Genomic DNA, 18,868 nt, shown 5'->3' with positions numbered 1-18,868 from the left:
TCATCCTCGGGCAGGGAACAGGCCCTGCGGCTTCCAGAACAACACCGCCGCCATCAAGACATAGATCAGGATCGACGCCAGCGCCGGTCCCAGATTCGAGGCCACCTCGGCCGAAGCCAGTTGGCGCAGCAAGGCCGGCAGCAAGGTGCGGCTGCAGGTATCGACCAGGCCCACCAGCAGCGCACCGACCAGGGCGCCACGGATCGAGCCGATGCCGCCGATCACGATCACGACAAAGGCCAGGATCAGGATGCTCTCGCCCATGCCCACCTGCACCGCCAGGATGGGCCCCAAGAGCGAGCCGGCCAGCGCGCACAGTGCCGCGCCGAAGCCGAACACCGCCGTGAACAACCAGCGGATATTGACCCCCATCGCGGTGGCCATCGCGCGGTTCGAGGCCCCGGCACGCACCCACATGCCGATGCGGGTGCGCGTGACCAGCAGGTAGAGCAGCCCCGCCACTGCCAGCCCGACACCGATGATCAGCAGCCGGTAGGCCGGATACATCAGGCCGGGCAGCAACTCGACCGGGCCCGACAGCGCGGCCGGCGTGTTCAAAAGCACCGGCTGCGCACCCCAGATCATGCGCACGCCCTCGTTGCAGATCAGGATCAGCGCGAAGGTCGCCAGCACCTGGCTCAGATGATCGCGGGCGTAGAGCCGGCGCAGCAGGCTCACCTCCAGCAGCATGCCAAAGGCGGCCGTGCCGACCAGCGCCGCAGCGATGCCCAGGCCGAAGGACCCGCTGGCCTCGGTCACGGCCGCCATCAGATAGGCGCCGACCATGTACAGCGAACCATGGGCCAGGTTGATCATGTCCATGATGCCGAACACCAGCGTCAAGCCGGCGGCCAGCAGGAACAGCATCAACCCGAACTGCAGGCCGTTCAAGGCCTGCTCGACAACGAGGATCCAGTCCATCCGAGGCTTACTTCATCTTGCAGCTGCTTGCGTAGGCATCCGCATGGTTGCTGAAGATCTTGCCGAGTGTCTTGTTGGTCACACGGCCCTGCGTGTCCTTGGTGATCACGCGCAGGTAGTAGTCCTGTACCGGGTACTGGTTGTTGTTGTACTTGAAGGGCCCGCGCACCGAGTCGAACTTGGCGGCCTTCAATGCCTTCAGCACCGCGTCCTTGTCCTCGATCTTGCCCTTGACATCCCGCACTGCGGCGGCAATCGACTGCGCCGCGTCATAGCCCTGGCTGGCATACAGCGAAGGCATGCGGCCGTAGTCCTTCAGGAAGTCGGCAACGAACTTCTTGTTGGCCGGGTTGTCCATGTCGTGCGCCCAGTGCGAGCTGTTGAACATGCCCAGCATCGGCTCGCCGACGGCCTTGATCACATCCTCGTCGGCCGAGAAACCGGGGCCGAACAGGGTCACATCCTTGGACAGGCCGGCGCCGACGAACTGCTTGATGAAGTTGATGCCCATGCCGCCCGGCAAGAAGATGTACATCGCATCAGGCTTGGCGGCGCGAGCCTGGGCCAGCTCGGCCGAGTAGTCCAGCTGGCCGAGCTTGGTGTAGATCTCATCGGCCACCGCGCCCTTGTAGAAGCGCTTGAAGCCGGTGATCGCGTCCTTGCCGGCCGGATAGTTGGGCGCCAGCACGACGACCTTCTTGAAGCCCTTGTCCGTCACCGTCTTGCCGACGGCCTCGTGCAGATTGTCGTTCTGCCAGGCGACGTTGAAGAAGTACGGGTTGCACTGCTCGCCGGCGTACTGCGAGGGGCCGGCATTGGCTGATACATAGGGCGTCTTGCTGTCGAACACGCTGGGGCCTACCGCCAGCATGATGTTGGAGAACACGATGCCGGTCATGAAGTCGACCTTGTCGCGCTTGAGCAGGCGCTCCGAGGTCTGCTTCGCGACATCGGGGTTCTGCTGGTCGTCGGCCGTGATCACCTCGACCGGCAGACCGCCGAACTTGCCACCCGCATGCTTGACGGCCAGATTGAAACCGTCGCGAATATCCACGCCCAGGCCGGCGCCGGGGCCGGACAGCGTGGACAGCAGGCCGATCTTGACCTTGTCCGCCGCCCAGGCGCTGCCGCCGGCTGCTGTCAGTCCCAACATCATCGCGGCATACAGAACAGCAAGGTTTTTCTTCTTCATACCAATCTCCGTAGGGGTGGGGTGGATGGTTCAGCCTTCTTGGCGCAGACGGAATCGTTGCAGCTTGCCGGTCTCGGTGCGTGGCAGGCTGGCGCGGAACTCTATCGCACGGGGGTATTTGTAGGGGGCGATGTTCGCCTTCACATAGTCCTGCAGCTCGCGCACCAGAGTCGGGTCTTGCCCCAGCTGCTCCTGCACACCGGGACGCAGCACGACAAAGGCCTTGACGATCTGGCCGCGCTCGGCATCAAGCACGCCGACCACGCCGCACTCGGCCACCTTGGGGTGGGCCAGCAAGGCGCTCTCGACCTCGGGGCCGGCGATGTTGTAGCCGCCCGAGACGATCATGTCGTCGGTGCGGGACTGGTAGACGAAGAAGCCCTCAGCGTCGATCAGATAGGCGTCGCCAGTCAGGTTCCAACCGTTCTTCACATACTGGCCCTGGCGGGCGTCGGCCAGGTAGCGGCAGCCGGTCGGCCCCTGGACGGCCAGCTTGCCGATCTGCCCCGGGGGCAAGACCTGGCCCTCGTCGTCCATCACGCAGGCGCGGTAGCCGGGCACCGGTGTGCCGGTGGCGCCGGGCTTGGCCTGCGCCTCGGTGTGCGAGATGAAGATGTGCAGCAGCTCGGTGGCGCCGATGCCGTCGATCATCTCGATGCCGGTGGCCTCCTTCCACAGCTGCCGGGTGGCGGCCGGCAGCGCCTCGCCGGCGCTGACGCATTTGCGCAGGCTGGCGATATCGTGCGCGCCCACTTGGGAAGCCATCACCCGGTACGAGGTCGGCGCGGTGAAGCAGACGGTGGCGCGGTACTGGGCGATGGCCGGCAGCAGGGCGTCGGGCCCGGCTTTTTCAAGCAGCACGGTCGAGGCGCCGACGCTCATCGGGAACAGCACCAGGCCACCCAGGCCGAATGTGAAGGCCAGCGGCGGGCTGCCGATGAAGATGTCCGACGCCACGGGCCGCAAGACATGGGGCGGCCAGCAGCGGCAGATCGCCATCACATCGCGGTGGAAGTGCATCGTGCCCTTGGGCTCGCCGGTCGTGCCCGAGGTGAAGGCGATGATGCAGCAGTCGTCGGCGGCGGTATCGACGTTGGTGAACTGAACGCTCTTGGTCGCCGCCATGGCTTCAAGACCGTCCATATCCTCGCTCCGATAAGGAGTCCACGTCACCACAGTCGGGCAATGCTCCAGCGCTTGGAGCAACTCATCCCATAGTCTTGAATCACACAAGGCATGACTGATCTCCGCCTTCTGTATGACCTGGCAAAGCTCCTTGGCGCGCAGCAGCGGCATCGTCGCGACCGCGATGGCGCCGACCTTCATGATCGCAAACCAGCAGGCCGCCATCTGCGGTGTGTTCGCACCGCGCAGCAGCACCCGGTTGCCGGGCACCACGCCCAGATCCTCGACCAACACGCGGGCGATGCGGTTGGCCTGGGCTTGCAGCTCTGCATAGGTCCAGCGCACCCCAGCGCCTTGCATGCACAGCCGCTCGCCCTGCCCCTGCTCGACCCAGCGGTCCAGCAGTTCGTGCGCGCAGTTCAGCCGCTCGGGAAATTGCAGCTCGGGCAGATCGAACACCAGCTCCGGCCACTGGTCCTTGGGCGGGAGGTTGTCGCGTGCAAAGGTATCCAGGTGGGCGGTGTAGCTCATGTCGTCTTCTCTTCAACCGTTTTTCAGTAGGTCTCGACCGATGATCAACTGCTGTACTTCGCTGGCCCCCTCGTAGATCCGCAGCGCGCGGATCTCGCGGTACAGCGACTCGACGATCTCGCCGCGCCGCACACCGCAGCCACCATGCAACTGCACGGCCGCGTCGATCACCTGCTGCGCGCCTTCGGTGGCCATCAGCTTGGCCATCGCCGCTTCGCGGGTGATGTTGTGGCCTTGGTCGCGCTGCCAGGCGGCGCGGTAGACCAAGAGGGCCGAGCTGTCCACCGTGCAGGCCATCTCGGCCAGCTTGGCCTGCGTCAGCGGGAGGTCAGCAAGAGTCGCGCCAAACATCTGCCGCTCGTGCGACTGGCGCAAACCTTCCTGCAAGGCGCGCCGCGCAAAGCCCAGCGCGGCGGCGGCCACCGAGGTGCGGAACACATCCAGCGTGCGCATCGCCACCTTGAAGCCCTCGCCCGGCGCGCCGATCATCTGGCTCTTGGCCACGCGGCAGTTCGTGAACTTCAGCCGCGCCAGCGGATGCGGGGCGATCACGTCGATGCGCTCGGCGATCTCGAAGCCAGGCAGGCCTGCGTCGACGATGAAGGCGCTGATGCCGCGCGAACCGGGCGCCTCACCCGTGCGCGCGAACAGCACATAGAAATCCGCGATGCCCCCGTTGGAAATCCAGGTCTTCTCGCCGTTCAGCAGATAGCCGTCGCCGTCTTCGGTGGCGCTGCACAGCATCGCCGCGACATCGGAGCCCGCCTCGGGCTCGGACAGCGCAAACGCCGCCAGCGCCTCACCCCGGGCCACACGGGGCAGATAGCGCTCGCGCTGCGCCGGCGTGCCCATCAGCGAGATCGCGCCCGAGCCCAGGCCCTGCATCGCGAAGGCGAAATCGGCCAGACCGTTGTAGCGCGCCAAGGTCTCGCGCAGCAGGCAGATCGCCCGCGTGTCGATGGCCTCGCCCTCGCCGGCCACCGCGTGGTTCAGCCAGCCGGCCGCGCCCAGGGCCTTGACCAGTTGCTTGCACTGGGCGTCGACATCGTCCTCCCCGTGTGCATGATCCAGGTGCGTGGCGCACCAGGCATCCAGCTCGCGTGCCAGTGCACGGTGCTTGTCGTCGAAGAAGGGCCAGGCCAGGTGTTTCTGATGCATCTCAGTTGCCCTCGAAGACGGGTCGCTGCTTGGCGACAAAGGCGTGATACGCACGATGAAAATCCCGGGTCATCATGCAGATCGCCTGGGCCTGTGCCTCGGACTCGATCGCCTCGTCGACGCCCATGGCCCATTCCTGGTGCAGCATCTTCTTGGTCATCGCATGGCCGAAGCCCGGCCCTTCGGCGATCTGTGCGGCCCAGGCCAGCGCGGTCGCTTCCAGCGCTTCGGGCTCGGCCAGCCGGTTCATGAAGCCCCAGCTCAGGCCCTCCTCGCCGCCGAGGCTGCGGCCCGAATACAGCAGGTCCGAAGCGCGACCCTGGCCGACGATGCGCGGCAGGATGGCGCAGGCGCCCATATCGCAGCCGGCNCCGAGGCTGCGGCCCGAATACAGCAGGTCCGAAGCGCGACCCTGGCCGACGATGCGCGGCAGGATGGCGCAGGCGCCCATATCGCAGCCGGCCAGGCCGACGCGGGTGAACAAAAAAGCGGTCTTGCTGCGCGCGGTGCCGAGGCGCAGGTCCGAGGCCATCGCGATGATGGCGCCGGCGCCGGCGCAGACGCCGTCGATGGCCGAGATCACCGGCTGCGGGCAGGCGCGCATCGCCTTGACCAGATCGCCCGTCATGCGGGTGAAGGCCAGCAGATCCGGCATGCTCATCTTTGTCAGCGGGCCGATGATCTCGTGCACATCGCCGCCGGAGCAGAAATTGCCGCCAGCGCCCTGCACGACGATGACGCCGACCTCGTCCACATAGCTCAGCGTGCGGAACAGATCGCGCAGCTCGGCATAGGACTCGAAGGTCAACGGATTCTTGCGCTCGGGCCGGTTCAGCGTGATCACGCCAACCGCGCCCTCCTGGCGCCAGCCAAAGTGCTGCGGCGCAAAGCCCGCCAGGCTGCGGCGATTGCCGGTTATCAAGTGCTTGTCCATATCGCTCACTTCCTCGTTGTCTCGGCCAGATGGGTCTTCAGACCCGCCAGTAGTGCATAAACCTGGGCCTTCTCCTCGGCGCTCCAGCCGCTGAGGAGCTCGACGATCCAGCCCTCGTGAGTCGCAGCCATGCGCTTGAACTGGCGCTTGCCGGCCGGCGTCAGCTTGACGGTGTAGGAGCGGCGGTCGGTCGCATGGGGCTCGCGCTGCACCAGGCCTTCGGCCTCCAGCTGGTCGGTGATGCCGGTGACATTGCCGCCGGTCACCATCAGGCGCTGCGAGAGCTCGCGCATCGCCAGGCCTTGCGGGTGCCGTTCCAGCTGTGCCAGCAGATCGAAGCGCGGCAAGGTGGTCGCGAAATCGTGGCGCAGGCGCTGGCGGATCTGGTCCTCGATGCGCGTCGTGCAGGCCAGCAAGCGCAGCCACAGCTTCAGCGCCTGGTGGTCCTGGTCATTGACGCGCGACTCGATGTCGGGGCTCTCATCCAGCATCACATCAGCTCCCCGCCGCAGACCGCGATCGCCTGGCCGGTGATCGCAGCACTGTCGCGCCGCGCCAGCCACAGCACGCTGGCGGCCACTTCCTCGGGCTGCACCAACCGACCCTGTGGATTGCTGGCGGCCAACTCGGCACGCGCGGCCTCGGCGCTGCGGCCCGTCTTCTCGCTGATCGTCGCCACCGCCTGAGCGACGATATCGGTCTCGGTATAGCCGGGGCAGACGGCGTTAACCGTCACGCCCTTGCGAGCCAGCTCCAGCGCCATCGCCCGCGTCAGCCCGAGCACGCCATGCTTGGCCGCGCAATAGGCCGCCACATAGGCATAGCCCTTCAGCGCGGCGGTGCTGGCCACATTGATGATGCGGCCGAAGCCGCGCTCGCTCATGCCCGCCATCACCTCGCGCGAGCACAGAAAAGTGCCGGTCAGATTGACATTGAGCATCTGCTGCCACAACGCCAGGCTGGTGCGATGCAAGGGCGCGGTCTCGACCTGGCCGGCGTTGTTGACCAGGATGTCGACCGGCCCTACCGCGGCAAAGGCCGCTTTCACGCTGGCCTCGTCGCCGATGTCGACGGTCTGCGGCACGACATCGCCACCCAGCACGCGCTGTTGCGCCTGAAGCTTTTCCAGATTGCGGCCCATCAGCGTGACGCGCGCACCCGCCGCCAACAGGCGCGCCGCCACCGCCGCGCCGATGCCGCTGCCGCCGCCGGTCACCACCGCATGCAGACCTTGAAGTTCAGTCACATCAAACTCCCAAGGCCTTGTTGACCTGCTCCAGCGCCGACATGCCCGCGCCGGCCGCCGCCTGGGCCCGCTGCCGCTCGAACTCGCGCTCCATCTGCAGCTTGCCGGACTGGTACTGCTGCGGCCAGTCCACCCCTTGGGCGCCCAGGTAGCCGATGCGCGCTGCTTCGGTCAGCGTCCAGGCCGGGTTGGCCAGATGCGGGCGGGCGATCGCGCACAGATCGGCACGGCCGGCCGCGATGATGCTGTTGACATGATCGGCCTCGGAGATCGCACCGACCGCGATCGTCGCGATGCCGACGCGGTTGCGGATGCTCTCGGAGAACGGCGTCTGCCACATGCGGCCATAGGTCGGCTTTTCCTTCTTGCTGACCTGGCCCGAGGACACGTCGATCAGGTCGGCGCCGGCCGCTTTGAAGGCCGCAGCGATCTGCACTGCGTCTTCAGGAGTGATGCCACCCTCGACCCAGTCGTGCGCCGAGATCCGCACCGACATGGGCCTGTCTTGCGGCCAGATCGCGCGCATCGCGGCGAACACCTCCAGCGGATAGCGCAGGCGGTTTTCCAGCGCGCCGCCGTACTCGTCGCTGCGCTGGTTGGTCAGCGGCGAGATGAAGCTGGAGAGCAGGTAGCCGTGGGCGCAATGCAGCTCCAGCCAGTCGAAACCGGCCGCCAGCGCGCGTTTGGTGGCGGAGACGAAATCATCGCGTACCCAGTCCATATCGGCGCGCGTCATCGCCCGCGAGACCTGGCTGACCCCGTCCAGATACTGCTGGGGCGAGGCGGAGATCAGCGGCCAGTTGCCACTCTCCAAGGGCTGGTCAATGCCCTCCCAGGCCACCCGGGTCGAGCCCTTGGCGCCGGCATGGCCGATCTGGATCGCGATCTTCGCCGTGCTGTGGGCGTGAACGAAATCGACGATGCGCTGCCACGCGGCGCCCTGCTCGTCGGTGTAGAGGCCCGGGCAGCCCGGCGTGATGCGCCCATCGGCCGATGGGCAGGTCATTTCGGCAAACACCAGGCCGGCACCGCCCATCGCGCGCGCGCCCAGATGGGTCAGGTGGTAGTCGCCGGGCAGGCCGTCAACGCAGGAGTACTGCGCCATCGGCGAGACGACGACGCGGTTTTTCAGCGTCAGGCCCTTCAGCGTGAACGGCGTGAACATCGGCGGCACGGCCTTGGCGATGCCGCTGCGCTGACCCAGCCACTGCTCGAAGCGCTCGACATAGCCGGCATCGCGCAGCCGCAGGTTCTCATGCGAGATGCGCTGCGATCGGGTCAGCAGCGAGTAGGCGAACTGTTCGGGCTCGAGATTCGCGTGGCGGGCTACGTTCTCGAACCACTCGGTCGAATTGCGCGCGGCGTTCTGGATGCGCAGCACCTCGATGCCGCGGGTGGCCTCGTAGTGCTGCAGCGCCGCTGTCAGGTCGCCGCCGTGGGCGCCGATGTCCCGCGCCAGGCCGATGGCATCCTCCAGCGCCAGCTTGGTGCCGGAGCCGATCGAGAAATGCGCGGTGTGGGCCGCATCGCCCATCAGCACCACCGGCGCGCGGCCGTTGTAATGCACCCAGCGCTTGCAGACCACGCGTGGGAAGCGTATCCACTGCGCCGAGCCGCGCAGATGCGAGGCGTTGGAGATCAGTGGGTGGCCGTCCAGCACCTTGGCGAACAGTTTTTCACAGAAGGCAATGCCCTCCTCCTTGCTCATCGCTTCCAGGCCGGCGGCCTGCCAGACCGACTCGGGCGCCTCGACGATGAAGGTCGAGTGTGTCTCGTCGAAGCGGTAGGCATGGGCCTGGAACCAGCCCCACTGGGTTTGCTGGAAGTCGAAGGTGAAGGCGTCGAAGAGCTTGGTCGTACCCAGCCACACAAAGCGGCACTGGCGCAGATCGATATCGGGCTGGTAGGTGGCGGCGTATTTCGTGCGCACCCGGCTGTTCAGACCGTCGGCCGCGATGATCAGGTCGGCGTCGATATCGGCGTCATCCTGCACATCGCTCTGGTAGCGGATGTTCACCCCCAGCTCGGTACAGCGGTCCTGCAGGATATTCAGCAATTTCATGCGGCCGATGCCGCAGAAGCCGTGGCCGCCCGAGACCTGGGTGCTGCCCTTGATGTGGACGGCGATATCGTCCCAGTGGTTGAAGGCGTCGAGGATCTGCCCGGCCGTCTTGGGGTCGGCCTCGCGCAGCGCCGCCAAGGTCTGGTCGGAGAACACCACGCCCCAGCCGAAGGTGTCGCCGGCTCGGTTGCGCTCCAGCACGGTGACCTCGTTGGCCGGGTTCTGCTGCTTCATCAGCAGCGCGAAATACAGACCGGCGGGACCGCCGCCTATGCAGGTGATGCGCATTCCTGGATCTCCAGAGTTGCGCCAACTTTAGGCATCGATAGTTTAGGTGTCAATTACTTTCGGCCTGTGCCAAACTCGGGACTTACCCGCGATGCCAGGCTGTGAAACATGCGACGGATCACGTCTTTCCGTCCTGTTGGAATTAACCGACACCACGGTCACAGCCGCCTTGTTAAGGTGCCGCCGCTGTTGAAAAGGAGTCCTCCATGAAACGACGCCTCTGGGATATTTCCCCCGTCGTGGCGAGCGATTCGCCCATCTTCCCGGGCGACGAGCCCTATGCGCTGCGCTGGACCGCGCGGCTGTCGACGCTTGAGCCGGTTTGTCCGGTCAATCTGAGCGCGATCACGATGTCGCCCCATGTCGGCGCGCATGCCGACGCACCGCTGCACTACGCGGACGGCGTGGCCAGCGCGGCCGAGGTCGATCTCGACGCCTATCTGGGCCCCTGCCGCGTGATCCATGCCATCAATTGCGGACCGCTGATCCGCATAGCCCATCTGCAGCATGCGGCGGCGGACCTGCCGCCGCGCGTGCTGGTGCGCTGCTGCGAGAAGGCCGACAACGTCTGGAACCCGGACTTCACCGCCTACGCCCCAGACACCGTCGAATGGCTGGCCGCGCAGGGCGTGCGCCTGATCGGCCTGGACACACCCTCGGTCGACCCGGCCAGCAGCAAGAGCCTGGACAGCCACCAGCAGCTGCTGCGGCTGGACCTGCGCGTGCTGGAGAACCTGGTGCTCGACGAGGTGGCCGAGGGCGACTATGAATTGATCGCGCTGCCGCTGAAGCTGGCCGGCGCCTGTGCATCCCCCGTGCGCGCCGTCCTGCGCGCACTTTGAAGCTGGAGTTGACGATGAAGACAAGAGATGAAGCGCTGGCGCGCGACGCCGCCGATCCGCTGCGCGGCCTGAAAGCCCAGTTCGATCTGCCCGCCGGCGTGATCTATCTGGACGGCAATTCGCTGGGCGTGCTGCCGAAGGCCACCGCCGCCCGCGTGCAGGATGTGATCACCCGGGAATGGGGGCAGGACCTGATCAAGAGCTGGAACACGGCCGACTGGATGCACCTGCCCGAGCGGGTCGGCGACAAGATTGCCCGCCTGGTGGGCGCGGCGCCGGGCGAGCTGATCGTTGCGGACTCGACCTCGCTGAACCTCTACAAGGTGCTGGCCGCCGCGATCCGCATCGCGCAGGCCGACGCCCCTGAGCGCAAGCTGATCGTCTCCGAGCGCAGCAATTTCCCGACCGATCTCTATATCGCCGAGAGCCTGTGCGCCCAGCATGGCCTGACCTTGAAACTGGTGGACAGCGTGGACGAGATTCCGGCGACGCTGAACGCCGAGTTGGCCGTGCTGATGCTCACCGAGGTCAACTACCGCACCGGTTACCGCCACGATATGGCGGCGCTGACCGCCGCCGCGCAAGCCGCCGGCGCGCTGACCGTCTGGGACCTGGCCCATTCGGCCGGCGCGGTGCCGGTGGACCTGAACGGTGCCAATGCCGACTTCGCAATCGGCTGCGGCTACAAATACCTGAACGGCGGCCCCGGCGCGCCGGCCTTCGTCTGGGTTCACCCGCGTCACACCGACCGTTTCTGGCAGCCGCTGTCGGGTTGGATGGGCCATGCCGCGCCCTTCCAGTTCACGCCCGGCTATCAGCCCGCGCCCGGCGTGCGGCGCTATGTCTGCGGCACGCCCTCGGTGATCGCGACCTCGGCGCTGGAATGCGGGGTCGACACCGTGCTGGCGGCCGAGCCGCTGGGCGGCATGGCGGCACTGCGCGAGAAGTCGCTGGCGCTGACCGAGGCCTTCGCGGCACTGGCCGAGCAGCGCTGTGGCGCCAAATCCGACAAAGACTTGGGCGTCTACGTCGTCTCGCCGCGCGAGCCGGCACGGCGCGGCAGCCAGGTCTGCCTGGCGCTGAAGGCACCGCTGGAGCAGGCCGGTTACGCCGTGGTCCAGGCCCTGATTGCGCGCGGCGTGATCGGCGATTTCCGCGCCGGTGATCCGGCCCGGCTGGACCAGGTGCCGCACATCCTGCGCTTCGGCTTCACGCCGCTGTACATCGGCTTCGCCGAGGTCTGGGACGCCATCGAACATCTGCGCCAGGTACTGGCCAGCGGCGAATGGCAAGAGGCACGTTTCAACGAGAAGTCGGCGGTCACATGAGTTGCCCTCTCCATCACACCGAAAACGTCGTCAAGGAAGAAGGCGCCCAGCTCGACTTCTCCAAGGACATGAGCTACGGCGACTATCTGCACCTCGACCAGGTGCTGTCCGCCCAGCATCCGCTGTCGCCCGACCACAACGAGATGCTCTTCATCGTCCAGCACCAGACCTCGGAGCTGTGGATGAAGCTGATGCTGCACGAGCTGCATGGCGCCGTGCGCCATGTCGCGGCCGACCAACTGCCCGAGGCCTTCAAGATGCTGGCCCGGGTCTCGCGCATCATGGAGCAGCTGGTCCATGCCTGGGATGTGCTCGGCACGATGACGCCGCCCGAGTACAGCGCGATCCGGCCCTATCTGTCCAATAGCAGCGGCTTCCAGAGCGCGCAGTACCGGCAGATCGAGTTCATGCTGGGCAACAAGAACGCGGCCATGCTCAAGCCCCATGCGCACCGGCCCGATCTGCTGGCCGCCGTGCAGCAGGCCTACGAGATGCCGTCGCTGTACGACGAGGTCCTGCGCCTGATGGCCCGGCGCGGCATCGCCCTGCCCGCCAGCCACACCGCGCGCGACTGGACCCAACCCTATGCGGCCGACGAGGGCGTGCAGGCCGCCTGGCTGCAGGTCTACCGCGACCCGAAGGCCTATTGGGATCTGTACCAGATGGGCGAGGAGCTGGTCGATCTGGAAGACGCCTTCCGGCTCTGGCGCTTCCGCCATGTGACGACAGTGGAGCGGGTGATCGGCTTCAAGCGCGGCACCGGCGGCACTGGCGGCGTCAGCTATCTGCGCAAGATGCTGGACGTGGTGCTGTTCCCCGAACTCTGGACCCTGCGCACCGAGCTCTAGAATCGCGGCTCAGCCCACAACGGCGCTCACGAGGCGCCATGCCGGAGACATCATGGACACCCGCAGCTCCCCCATCACCCTGCGCATCGAGCGCGTGCGCGACGCCCTGCGTGCCAGCGGCACCCATGCCGCCCTCGTGCCCTCGGCCGACCCCCATCTGTCCGAGTACCTGCCCGAGCGCTGGCAGGGCCGGCAATGGCTGTCGGGCTTCAGCGGCTCGATGGGCACGCTGGTCGTGACGCTGGAGCGAGCTGCGGTGTTCGCCGACAGCCGCTACTGGTCGCAGGCCGAGCGCGAACTTGCCGGCACCGGCGTCGACTTGGTCAAGATTCCGACCGGAGCGGCCACCCACTACATCGAGTGGATCGCCGAGCAGCTGCAGCCGGGCCAGGCCCTGGCGGTGGACGGCCAGGTGCTGGGCCTGGCGCTGGCCCAGCAGCTGCGCGCCGCGATGCTGCGTGCCGGCATCAAGCTGCGCACCGATGTCGATGTGGTCGAGTCCGCCTGGGAGGGCCGGGCCGGCCTGCCCGCTGCGGCCATCTATGAACACCTGCCGCCGCACGCGGCCGTCAGCCGCGCCGACAAGCTGGCCCAGGTGCGCGCCGGCATGGCGGCCAAGGGTGCCAGCCATCACTTCATCTCGACCGTCGACGATGTCGCCTGGCTGCTGAACCTGCGCGGCGCCGACGTCGACTACAACCCGGTTTTCCTGGCCCATCTGCTGCTCGATGCCCACAGCGCCACGCTGTTCGTCGGCGCCGGCAAGCTGCCGGCCGAGCTGCAGGCCCGCCTGGCGGCCGACGGCGTCGGCCTGGCCGACTATGCCCAGGCGCCGCAGGCCCTGGCCGCCCTGCCCGCCGAGGCCGTGCTGCTGCTGGACCCCAAGCGCGTGACGCTGGGCCTGCGCGAGGCGGCTCCCGACCAGGTGCGCGTGGTCGAGTCCATCAACCCCAGCACCCTGGCCAAGAGCCGCAAGACTGCGGCCGAGGCCGGCTTCGTGCGCGAGGCCATGGCACAGGACGGCGCCGCGATGTGCGAGTTCTACGCCTGGTTCGAGGCGGCGCAGGCGCGCGGCGAGCGCATCACCGAGATCACCATCGACGAGAAGCTGACGGCCGAGCGGGTCAAGCGCCCCGGCTTCGTGGGCCTGAGCTTCCCGACCATCGCCGGCTTCAACAGCAATGGCGCGATGCCGCACTACCGCGCCACGCCGGAGTCCCATGCCGAGATCCGGGGTGACGGCCTGCTGCTGATCGACTCCGGCGCCCAGTACCTGGGCGGCACGACCGACATCACCCGGGTCTGGCCGATCGGCCAGGTCAACGCCGCGCAGAAGCGCGACTACACGCTGGTGCTTAAGGGCATGATCAACCTCAGCCGCGCGGTGTTCCCGCGCGGCACGCTGAGCCCGATGCTGGATGCGCTGGCCCGCGTGCCGATGTGGGAGCATGGCCTGGACTTCGGCCATGGCACGGGCCATGGTGTCGGCTACTTCATGAATGTGCATGAGGGTCCGCAAAGCATCTCCAAGGCCGTGCCCGACGCGAACATGGCGATGGAGCCCGGCATGATCACCTCCAACGAGCCCGGCGTGTACCGCCCCGGCCAATGGGGCGTACGCATCGAGAACCTGATCCTCAACGTCCCACACGACACGCCCGAGCAGGGCCAGTTCGGCGAGATGCTGCGCTTCGAGACGCTGACCCTGTGCCCGATCGACACACGCTGCATCGACCTGAGCCTGATGCGCAGCGACGAGATAGCCTGGCTCAACGACTATCACGCCGACGTCCGCCAGCGCCTGAGCCCGCTTTTGGCTGGCGACGCACTGGCCTGGCTGCAGCTGCGCACCCAAGCGATCTGAGGACCGCCAACACCACCAGCAAGGGGCCTCGCGGCCCCTTTTTTTCGTTTCAGCCGCCAATCGCGGTAGCAATTGCTGACAGCCGCAGTCCTACAGGCACAAGCGCCACCTTCCGATTCTTCTGTCCCGGTCAGAAGCCTAGATTTGAGTCAGGCCCAACGGCCTTCTGTTGACGAAGCCCTCAGAACCTCAATCAAGGAGTAATGACATGAAAGTCTCGAAAACCCTGACGACGATTTCTGCTGCAGCGGCCCTGGTCGGCGCCATCGGCCTGGCCTATGCGCAGACCTCGGAACAGACCCCGGCGAGCACCAACAGCCAGACCCTGCCGACGCAGCCGGCAGCAGGCACCCAGCAACCGTCGACGCAAACCCCGCCGGTCGACAACAGCACGCCGGCGCCCATGAGCACAAGCCCGGCATACAACAGCGGCACCAGCAATGACAACGCGCCGCTGACCGAGCGCGCCCCGCGCGCTGATCGCAACTGAGCGCTGTGTTCATGATCTTCGGCCGCCCGCTCTGAGCAGCGTCGGTTGAACAAGGTCCCCAAGCCTCCCGGATCCGATTCCGCTGCGCTTCGGGACCTTGTTTTCTTCGCGCCCCACGCTCTGCCCCTTTGCGCACCGTGTACAAACCTTACCGCCCTCCCCCTCGCTTCGAGTTGCCGCCGCGTGCCGAACTGCTGGGCGGGCTCCGTCAGGGTCTGCTGCTGGGCACCGCCATCCTGGCCTTGATACTGCCACCGGACGGCTCGGGGCTGCGCAAGAGCAATGCCTTTGTCGGCACGCCGCTCGCCCAGCCAGCATCGCCCTCCGACGTTGCGCCCCGCCTGGCCGACTTCAGAGCCCAGCCGGCCTCCGAGCCCGCCCGCCGGGTCGCCAACTGGGCCGTCGCCTCGGGTGACCATGGCGCGATGTCCTTCGTCATCCTGGACAAGCTTGAGGCCCGCGTCTTCGTGTTCGACGCCCAGGGCCGTCTGCTCGGCGCCAGTCCGGTGCTGCTCGGCGCGGCGGTCGGTGACGACAGCGTGGCCGGCATCGGCAAGCGCCCGATTGCCGAGGTGCGGCCCGAGGAACGCACCACCCCGGCCGGGCGCTTCATCGCCGAACCGGGTCGCAATACGATGGGCGAGGATGTGATCTGGGTGGACTATGACGCGGCCGTGTCCATGCACCGGGTGCGCGCGCTCGAGCCCAGCGAGCGCCGGCTCGAACGCCTGGCCTCGCCCAGCCCGGCCGACAACCGCATCTCCTACGGCTGCATCAATGTGCCGCAGCGCTTTTACGAGGCCGTGCTGCGCAAGACCTTCCGCAGCCAGCGCGGCGTTGTCTATGTGCTGCCCGAGCTCAAGGCGCTGGACGCCGTGTTCGACAAGCTTCCCAGCCAGCGCGCCCCTGTCACGACGGCCCAGCTGAGCCGGAGATAAGAGGCCTTGGCCTGCTTGATCCCGTCTTGATCAGCCCGCCGCCTGCATACCATTGCCGCTATCGATACCGGGCCGAGCCCGGTTTGCGGCAACGCAGCAGACGACGGGGGCGGAAATGGGGTTCAGAGCCTGGATGGGCGTTTTTTGCATCGCTGTGCTCGCTGGCACCTGCCATGCCGGCGCTGACTTTGCCGGGGAGTCCGCCTCGCCGGCGGCCCGCAGCCAGGCCGACTGGGTGCTGAGCCAGCACGATCACCAGGGCCGCCCTTTCGCCATCGTCGACAAGCGAGACGCCCGGCTGTATGTGTTTGCCGGCAACGGCCGATTGCTGGGCGCCGCAGCGGCGCTGCTGGGTTCGGCGCCGGGTGACCATGCGGTGCCCGGCGTGGGCCAGCGCGCGCCGTCCGAAATCCTCCCCTTCGAGCGCACCACGCCGGCGGGCCGTTTTGCGTCCGAACCCGGCCGCAATCTGCAGGGCGAACAGGTGGTCTGGTTTGACTACGAGGCCGGTCTGGCCATTCATCGCGTGCGCCCCGCTGCGGCCAGCGAGCGTCGCCCCCAGCGGCTGCGATCGGGCACGCCCGAAGACAACCGGATCTCGCTGGGCTGCGTGGTGGTCGCGGTGGACTTCTACGAGACCGTGGTCGGCCCGGTGCTGGGCCGGCAGCGCGGCATCGTCTATGTGCTGCCCGAGAACCGGCCGGCGCTGCTGGCAGGCGGCGCGCTGGAAGCGGCAGCCCCGGCCCACTAGCGACCGGGCCCCTACATCTGCCGGAACAGGTGCAGATAGCTGCGGCTGACCGGCAGCACCTCGGCGCGGCCGCGCAGATGCAGATCGGCCGTTTCATTCGGACCGCGGGTCACATGGCTGATCGCGCGCATGCTCACCACCACCGAGCGATGCACCTGCACGAAGACCTGCGGGTCCAGCTGCTCGATCAACTCGCGGATCGGCGTGCGTATCAGGGCCTCGCCCTCGTTCCAGACCACCAGGGTGTACTTCTCGTCGGAGCGCATGAAGATGATGTGCTCGACCGGGATCAGCTTCAGGCTGGCGCCCACCGAGGCCCGCAGCCATTGCAGATAAGCCGGCGCCGGTGCCGCTGCCGCCACAGGCGTGCGCAGCCGGTCGGTCAGCTGCGCAATGGCGGCCTCCAGCGCCGCGTCGACCCCGGCGGCCGGCGCCGCGCCGCGCAGCCGCTCCTGCAGCCGACCCACCGTATCGGCCAGGCGGGCCGACTCGACCGGCTTGACCAGATAGTCCAGCGCGCCCTGCTCAAAGGCCTGGACCGCGTATTGCTCGTAGGCGGTGACGAAGACCAGATGGGCCCGCCGCGCCATCGCCCGGGCCGCCTCGACCCCGTTCAAGCCCGGCATATGCACATCAAGAAACACGATATCGGGCTGCAGGCGCTCGAACAGCGCCACCGCCTCGCGCCCGTTGCGCGCCTGCCCCAGCACCTGCAACTCGGGCCAGGCCTGGGCCAGGCCTCGCGCCAGGCTGTCGCGCAGCAGGGGTTCGTCGTCGGCAATCAGGGCGGTGGGTGCACGTAGGGTCATGGGCTGAACTGAATCTCGGCACGCAGGCCTCGGGGCAGATTCTCGGTCAGATCCAGGCGGGCCGAGGCCCCGTACACCACCTGCAGGCGCTCGCGCAGATTGCGCAGTCCGGTGCCCGCCCCCATCGGCTGAACCAGGCCGACGCCAGAGTCGCTGACCCACAGGCACACCGGCCCGTCGGGATCCAGCCGGTGGCCCGAGACCTCGATGCTGCCCCCCTCCTCGCTCGGGTCGATGCCATGCCGCACCGCGTTCTCCACCAGGGTCAGCAAGGCCATCGGCGGGAAACGCAGGCCCAGCAGCGCCGCAGGCACCTGGATCCCGTAGTTGAGCCGATCCGGCATGCGCAGATGCATCAGCTCCAGATAGGCCCGCACCAGAGCCAGCTCGTCGCCCAGGCTGGCCGCCTCGTCATGCAGGCGCGGCATCGCGGCGCGCAGATAGGCGATCAGGCTGCCCAGCACCGGCGCGGCCTGGGCCGAGCCGGTTTCGACCAGGGCACGCACATTGGCCAGCGTGTTGAACAGAAAGTGCGGCTCCACCTGGGCCTGCAGCAAGCGCAGCCGGGCGTCCAGGGCCCTGCGCTCCAGCTCGCTGCGCTCCAGCTCGAAGCGCAGGGCCTGGCTGCGCGCCTCGGCATCGCGTTGCCGGTACAGCGCCCCCATGGCCAGCAGCGGCCCGATCAGCAGGCCCGAGCCGGCGATCCACAGAAAGCCCAGCAGCCGCCCCTCGCTGCGCAGCAGGCTGCCGATATCGCCACCCACCGCCACCAGATAGACCAGCAAGGTGGCCACCGGCACGCTGAAGCCGACCACCAGCACCTGGAACAACCAGCGCGCCAGCCAGCTGGGCAGGCGTCGCGGCCATTGCCCCGCCGCCGAGAAGGCCAGCAGGGCCAGCAGGGCGACGAACAGCGTGCGCCCCAGCAGCACCGGCAAGGGCGTGATGAAAAGCGGCGTCAGCAGCAAGGCGGCGATCACGGCCACACCCGAGGCCAGGCCCAGGCGCCACGGCGTCAGGTAGGCGAGGAAACCCAGCCAGGCCTGGCGCTGGCTGGGCAGGGTCGGCCGCGTGGCTAGCTCGGGAAGATGTGCCTCATACATGCCCACACGATAGCGGGCGCCGGGTGTCGGACCAAGCCCGCGCGAGGCTTGACGCGACGAAGCACGGAATGACGGTACTTAGCGACGGATTTGCCGACCGCCTGGATCAGGCCCGCGCGGCGGACAGCGAGCCGCCGCCACACATCACGACATCGCGCCCGGCATTGACCGCAAAACGCAGCGCGTCGGACGGCGAGGCCCAGCCATAGCCGCCGGCCAGGTTCTCATCGCGAAAGGCTTCCTGACGCGGCGCCTGGCCACGCACCCGCATCACCACCACGGCGGCGACATAGCCAAAGGTGCGGGGCCGCTCGATCGCGCCGGCGTAGATGCGGAAATCTCCCGCGTCAACTTCCTCAAAGTGCATGTGATGCTCCTTTGCGGCGCCCACCGCCGCTGTGTGGGCATGACTATCGGTCCGACGGCCCTCGACGCCTA

Annotated in this window: 18 protein-coding genes; 7 read left to right on the top strand and 11 right to left on the bottom strand. The window is 67.5% G+C overall.

Annotated features, from left to right (window positions below; all coding sequences use genetic code 11):
* The 8 genes from PO768_RS08740 to PO768_RS08705 form a co-directional block, all read right to left on the bottom strand.
* Positions 1–921, bottom strand: a complete 921-nt coding sequence (locus PO768_RS08740) for a branched-chain amino acid ABC transporter permease (protein ID WP_272645746.1) — start codon at positions 919–921, stop codon at positions 1–3.
* Positions 922–928: 7 nt separating this feature from the next.
* Positions 929–2,077, bottom strand: coding sequence for an ABC transporter substrate-binding protein (locus PO768_RS08735; protein WP_272645759.1), 1,149 nt, complete (start codon positions 2,075–2,077; stop codon positions 929–931).
* Positions 2,078–2,143: 66 nt separating this feature from the next.
* The gene (locus PO768_RS08730) at positions 2,144–3,769 is read right to left on the bottom strand and encodes an AMP-binding protein (RefSeq protein ID WP_272645745.1); all 1,626 of its coding nucleotides are present in this window, start codon (positions 3,767–3,769) and stop codon (positions 2,144–2,146) included.
* Between the two features lie 12 nt (positions 3,770–3,781).
* Positions 3,782–4,927: an acyl-CoA dehydrogenase family protein gene (locus PO768_RS08725; RefSeq protein ID WP_272645744.1), complete on the bottom strand. Its 1,146-nt coding sequence runs from the start codon at positions 4,925–4,927 to the stop codon at positions 3,782–3,784.
* Between the two features lies 1 nt (position 4,928).
* Positions 4,929–5,861 carry an enoyl-CoA hydratase family protein gene (locus PO768_RS08720; RefSeq protein WP_272645743.1) on the bottom strand — a complete coding sequence of 311 codons (933 nt, stop codon included), beginning with the start codon at positions 5,859–5,861 and terminating at the stop codon, positions 4,929–4,931.
* A gap of 5 nt (positions 5,862–5,866) precedes the next feature.
* A complete protein-coding gene (locus tag PO768_RS08715; RefSeq protein WP_272645742.1) occupies positions 5,867–6,352 on the bottom strand; it encodes a MarR family winged helix-turn-helix transcriptional regulator in 486 nt (161 codons plus the stop codon).
* The gene (locus PO768_RS08710; protein WP_272645741.1) at positions 6,352–7,107 is read right to left on the bottom strand and encodes an SDR family NAD(P)-dependent oxidoreductase; all 756 of its coding nucleotides are present in this window, start codon (positions 7,105–7,107) and stop codon (positions 6,352–6,354) included. Before PO768_RS08710 ends, PO768_RS08715 begins: the two co-directional genes overlap by 1 nt.
* A 1-nt stretch (position 7,108) precedes the next feature.
* Positions 7,109–9,457, bottom strand: a complete 2,349-nt coding sequence (locus PO768_RS08705) for a bifunctional salicylyl-CoA 5-hydroxylase/oxidoreductase (RefSeq protein ID WP_272645740.1) — start codon at positions 9,455–9,457, stop codon at positions 7,109–7,111.
* 206 nt (positions 9,458–9,663) lie between these two features.
* On the opposite strand from PO768_RS08705, the gene kynB reads away from it, so the two are divergent.
* From kynB to PO768_RS08670, 7 genes are all read left to right on the top strand, one after another.
* A complete protein-coding gene (kynB, locus tag PO768_RS08700) occupies positions 9,664–10,299 on the top strand; it encodes an arylformamidase (protein WP_272645739.1) in 636 nt (211 codons plus the stop codon).
* A 14-nt stretch (positions 10,300–10,313) separates the two neighbouring features.
* Positions 10,314–11,627 carry a kynureninase gene (kynU, locus tag PO768_RS08695; protein ID WP_272645738.1) on the top strand — a complete coding sequence of 438 codons (1,314 nt, stop codon included), beginning with the start codon at positions 10,314–10,316 and terminating at the stop codon, positions 11,625–11,627.
* Entirely contained in the window at positions 11,624–12,475 is an 852-nt protein-coding gene (gene kynA / locus PO768_RS08690; RefSeq protein WP_272645737.1) for a tryptophan 2,3-dioxygenase, read from the top strand. Before kynU ends, kynA begins: the two co-directional genes overlap by 4 nt.
* Positions 12,476–12,527: 52 nt before the next feature.
* Complete coding sequence (locus tag PO768_RS08685) at positions 12,528–14,339, top strand: aminopeptidase P family protein (RefSeq protein WP_272645736.1); 1,812 nt, start codon at positions 12,528–12,530, stop codon at positions 14,337–14,339.
* A 208-nt stretch (positions 14,340–14,547) separates the two neighbouring features.
* On the top strand, positions 14,548–14,829 hold the full coding sequence (locus PO768_RS08680) for a hypothetical protein (protein ID WP_272645735.1): 282 nt from the start codon (positions 14,548–14,550) through the stop codon (positions 14,827–14,829).
* 137 nt (positions 14,830–14,966) lie between these two features.
* Positions 14,967–15,767 (top strand): hypothetical protein, encoded by an 801-nt coding sequence (locus PO768_RS08675; protein WP_272645734.1) that lies wholly within the window; start codon positions 14,967–14,969, stop codon positions 15,765–15,767.
* Between the two features lie 133 nt (positions 15,768–15,900).
* Positions 15,901–16,518 carry a L,D-transpeptidase gene (locus PO768_RS08670; RefSeq protein ID WP_272645733.1) on the top strand — a complete coding sequence of 206 codons (618 nt, stop codon included), beginning with the start codon at positions 15,901–15,903 and terminating at the stop codon, positions 16,516–16,518.
* Between the two features lie 11 nt (positions 16,519–16,529).
* Here the strand turns inward: PO768_RS08670 and PO768_RS08665 are convergent, their stop codons facing one another.
* The 3 genes from PO768_RS08665 to PO768_RS08655 form a co-directional block, all read right to left on the bottom strand.
* A complete protein-coding gene (locus tag PO768_RS08665; protein ID WP_272645732.1) occupies positions 16,530–17,327 on the bottom strand; it encodes a LytR/AlgR family response regulator transcription factor in 798 nt (265 codons plus the stop codon).
* The gene (locus PO768_RS08660; protein ID WP_272645731.1) at positions 17,324–18,430 is read right to left on the bottom strand and encodes a sensor histidine kinase; all 1,107 of its coding nucleotides are present in this window, start codon (positions 18,428–18,430) and stop codon (positions 17,324–17,326) included. The genes PO768_RS08665 and PO768_RS08660 overlap by 4 nt, the downstream gene beginning before the upstream one ends.
* Positions 18,431–18,536: 106 nt before the next feature.
* The gene (locus PO768_RS08655; protein WP_137942266.1) at positions 18,537–18,797 is read right to left on the bottom strand and encodes a hypothetical protein; all 261 of its coding nucleotides are present in this window, start codon (positions 18,795–18,797) and stop codon (positions 18,537–18,539) included.
* Positions 18,798–18,868: the final 71 nt, after the last annotated feature.

It is taken from the genome of Paucibacter sp. XJ19-41 (genome assembly GCF_028462495.1).
In the GTDB taxonomy this organism is placed as follows: Bacteria; Pseudomonadota; Gammaproteobacteria; order Burkholderiales; family Burkholderiaceae_C; genus Roseateles_E.
This window is presented reverse-complemented; position numbering and strand designations above follow the sequence as displayed.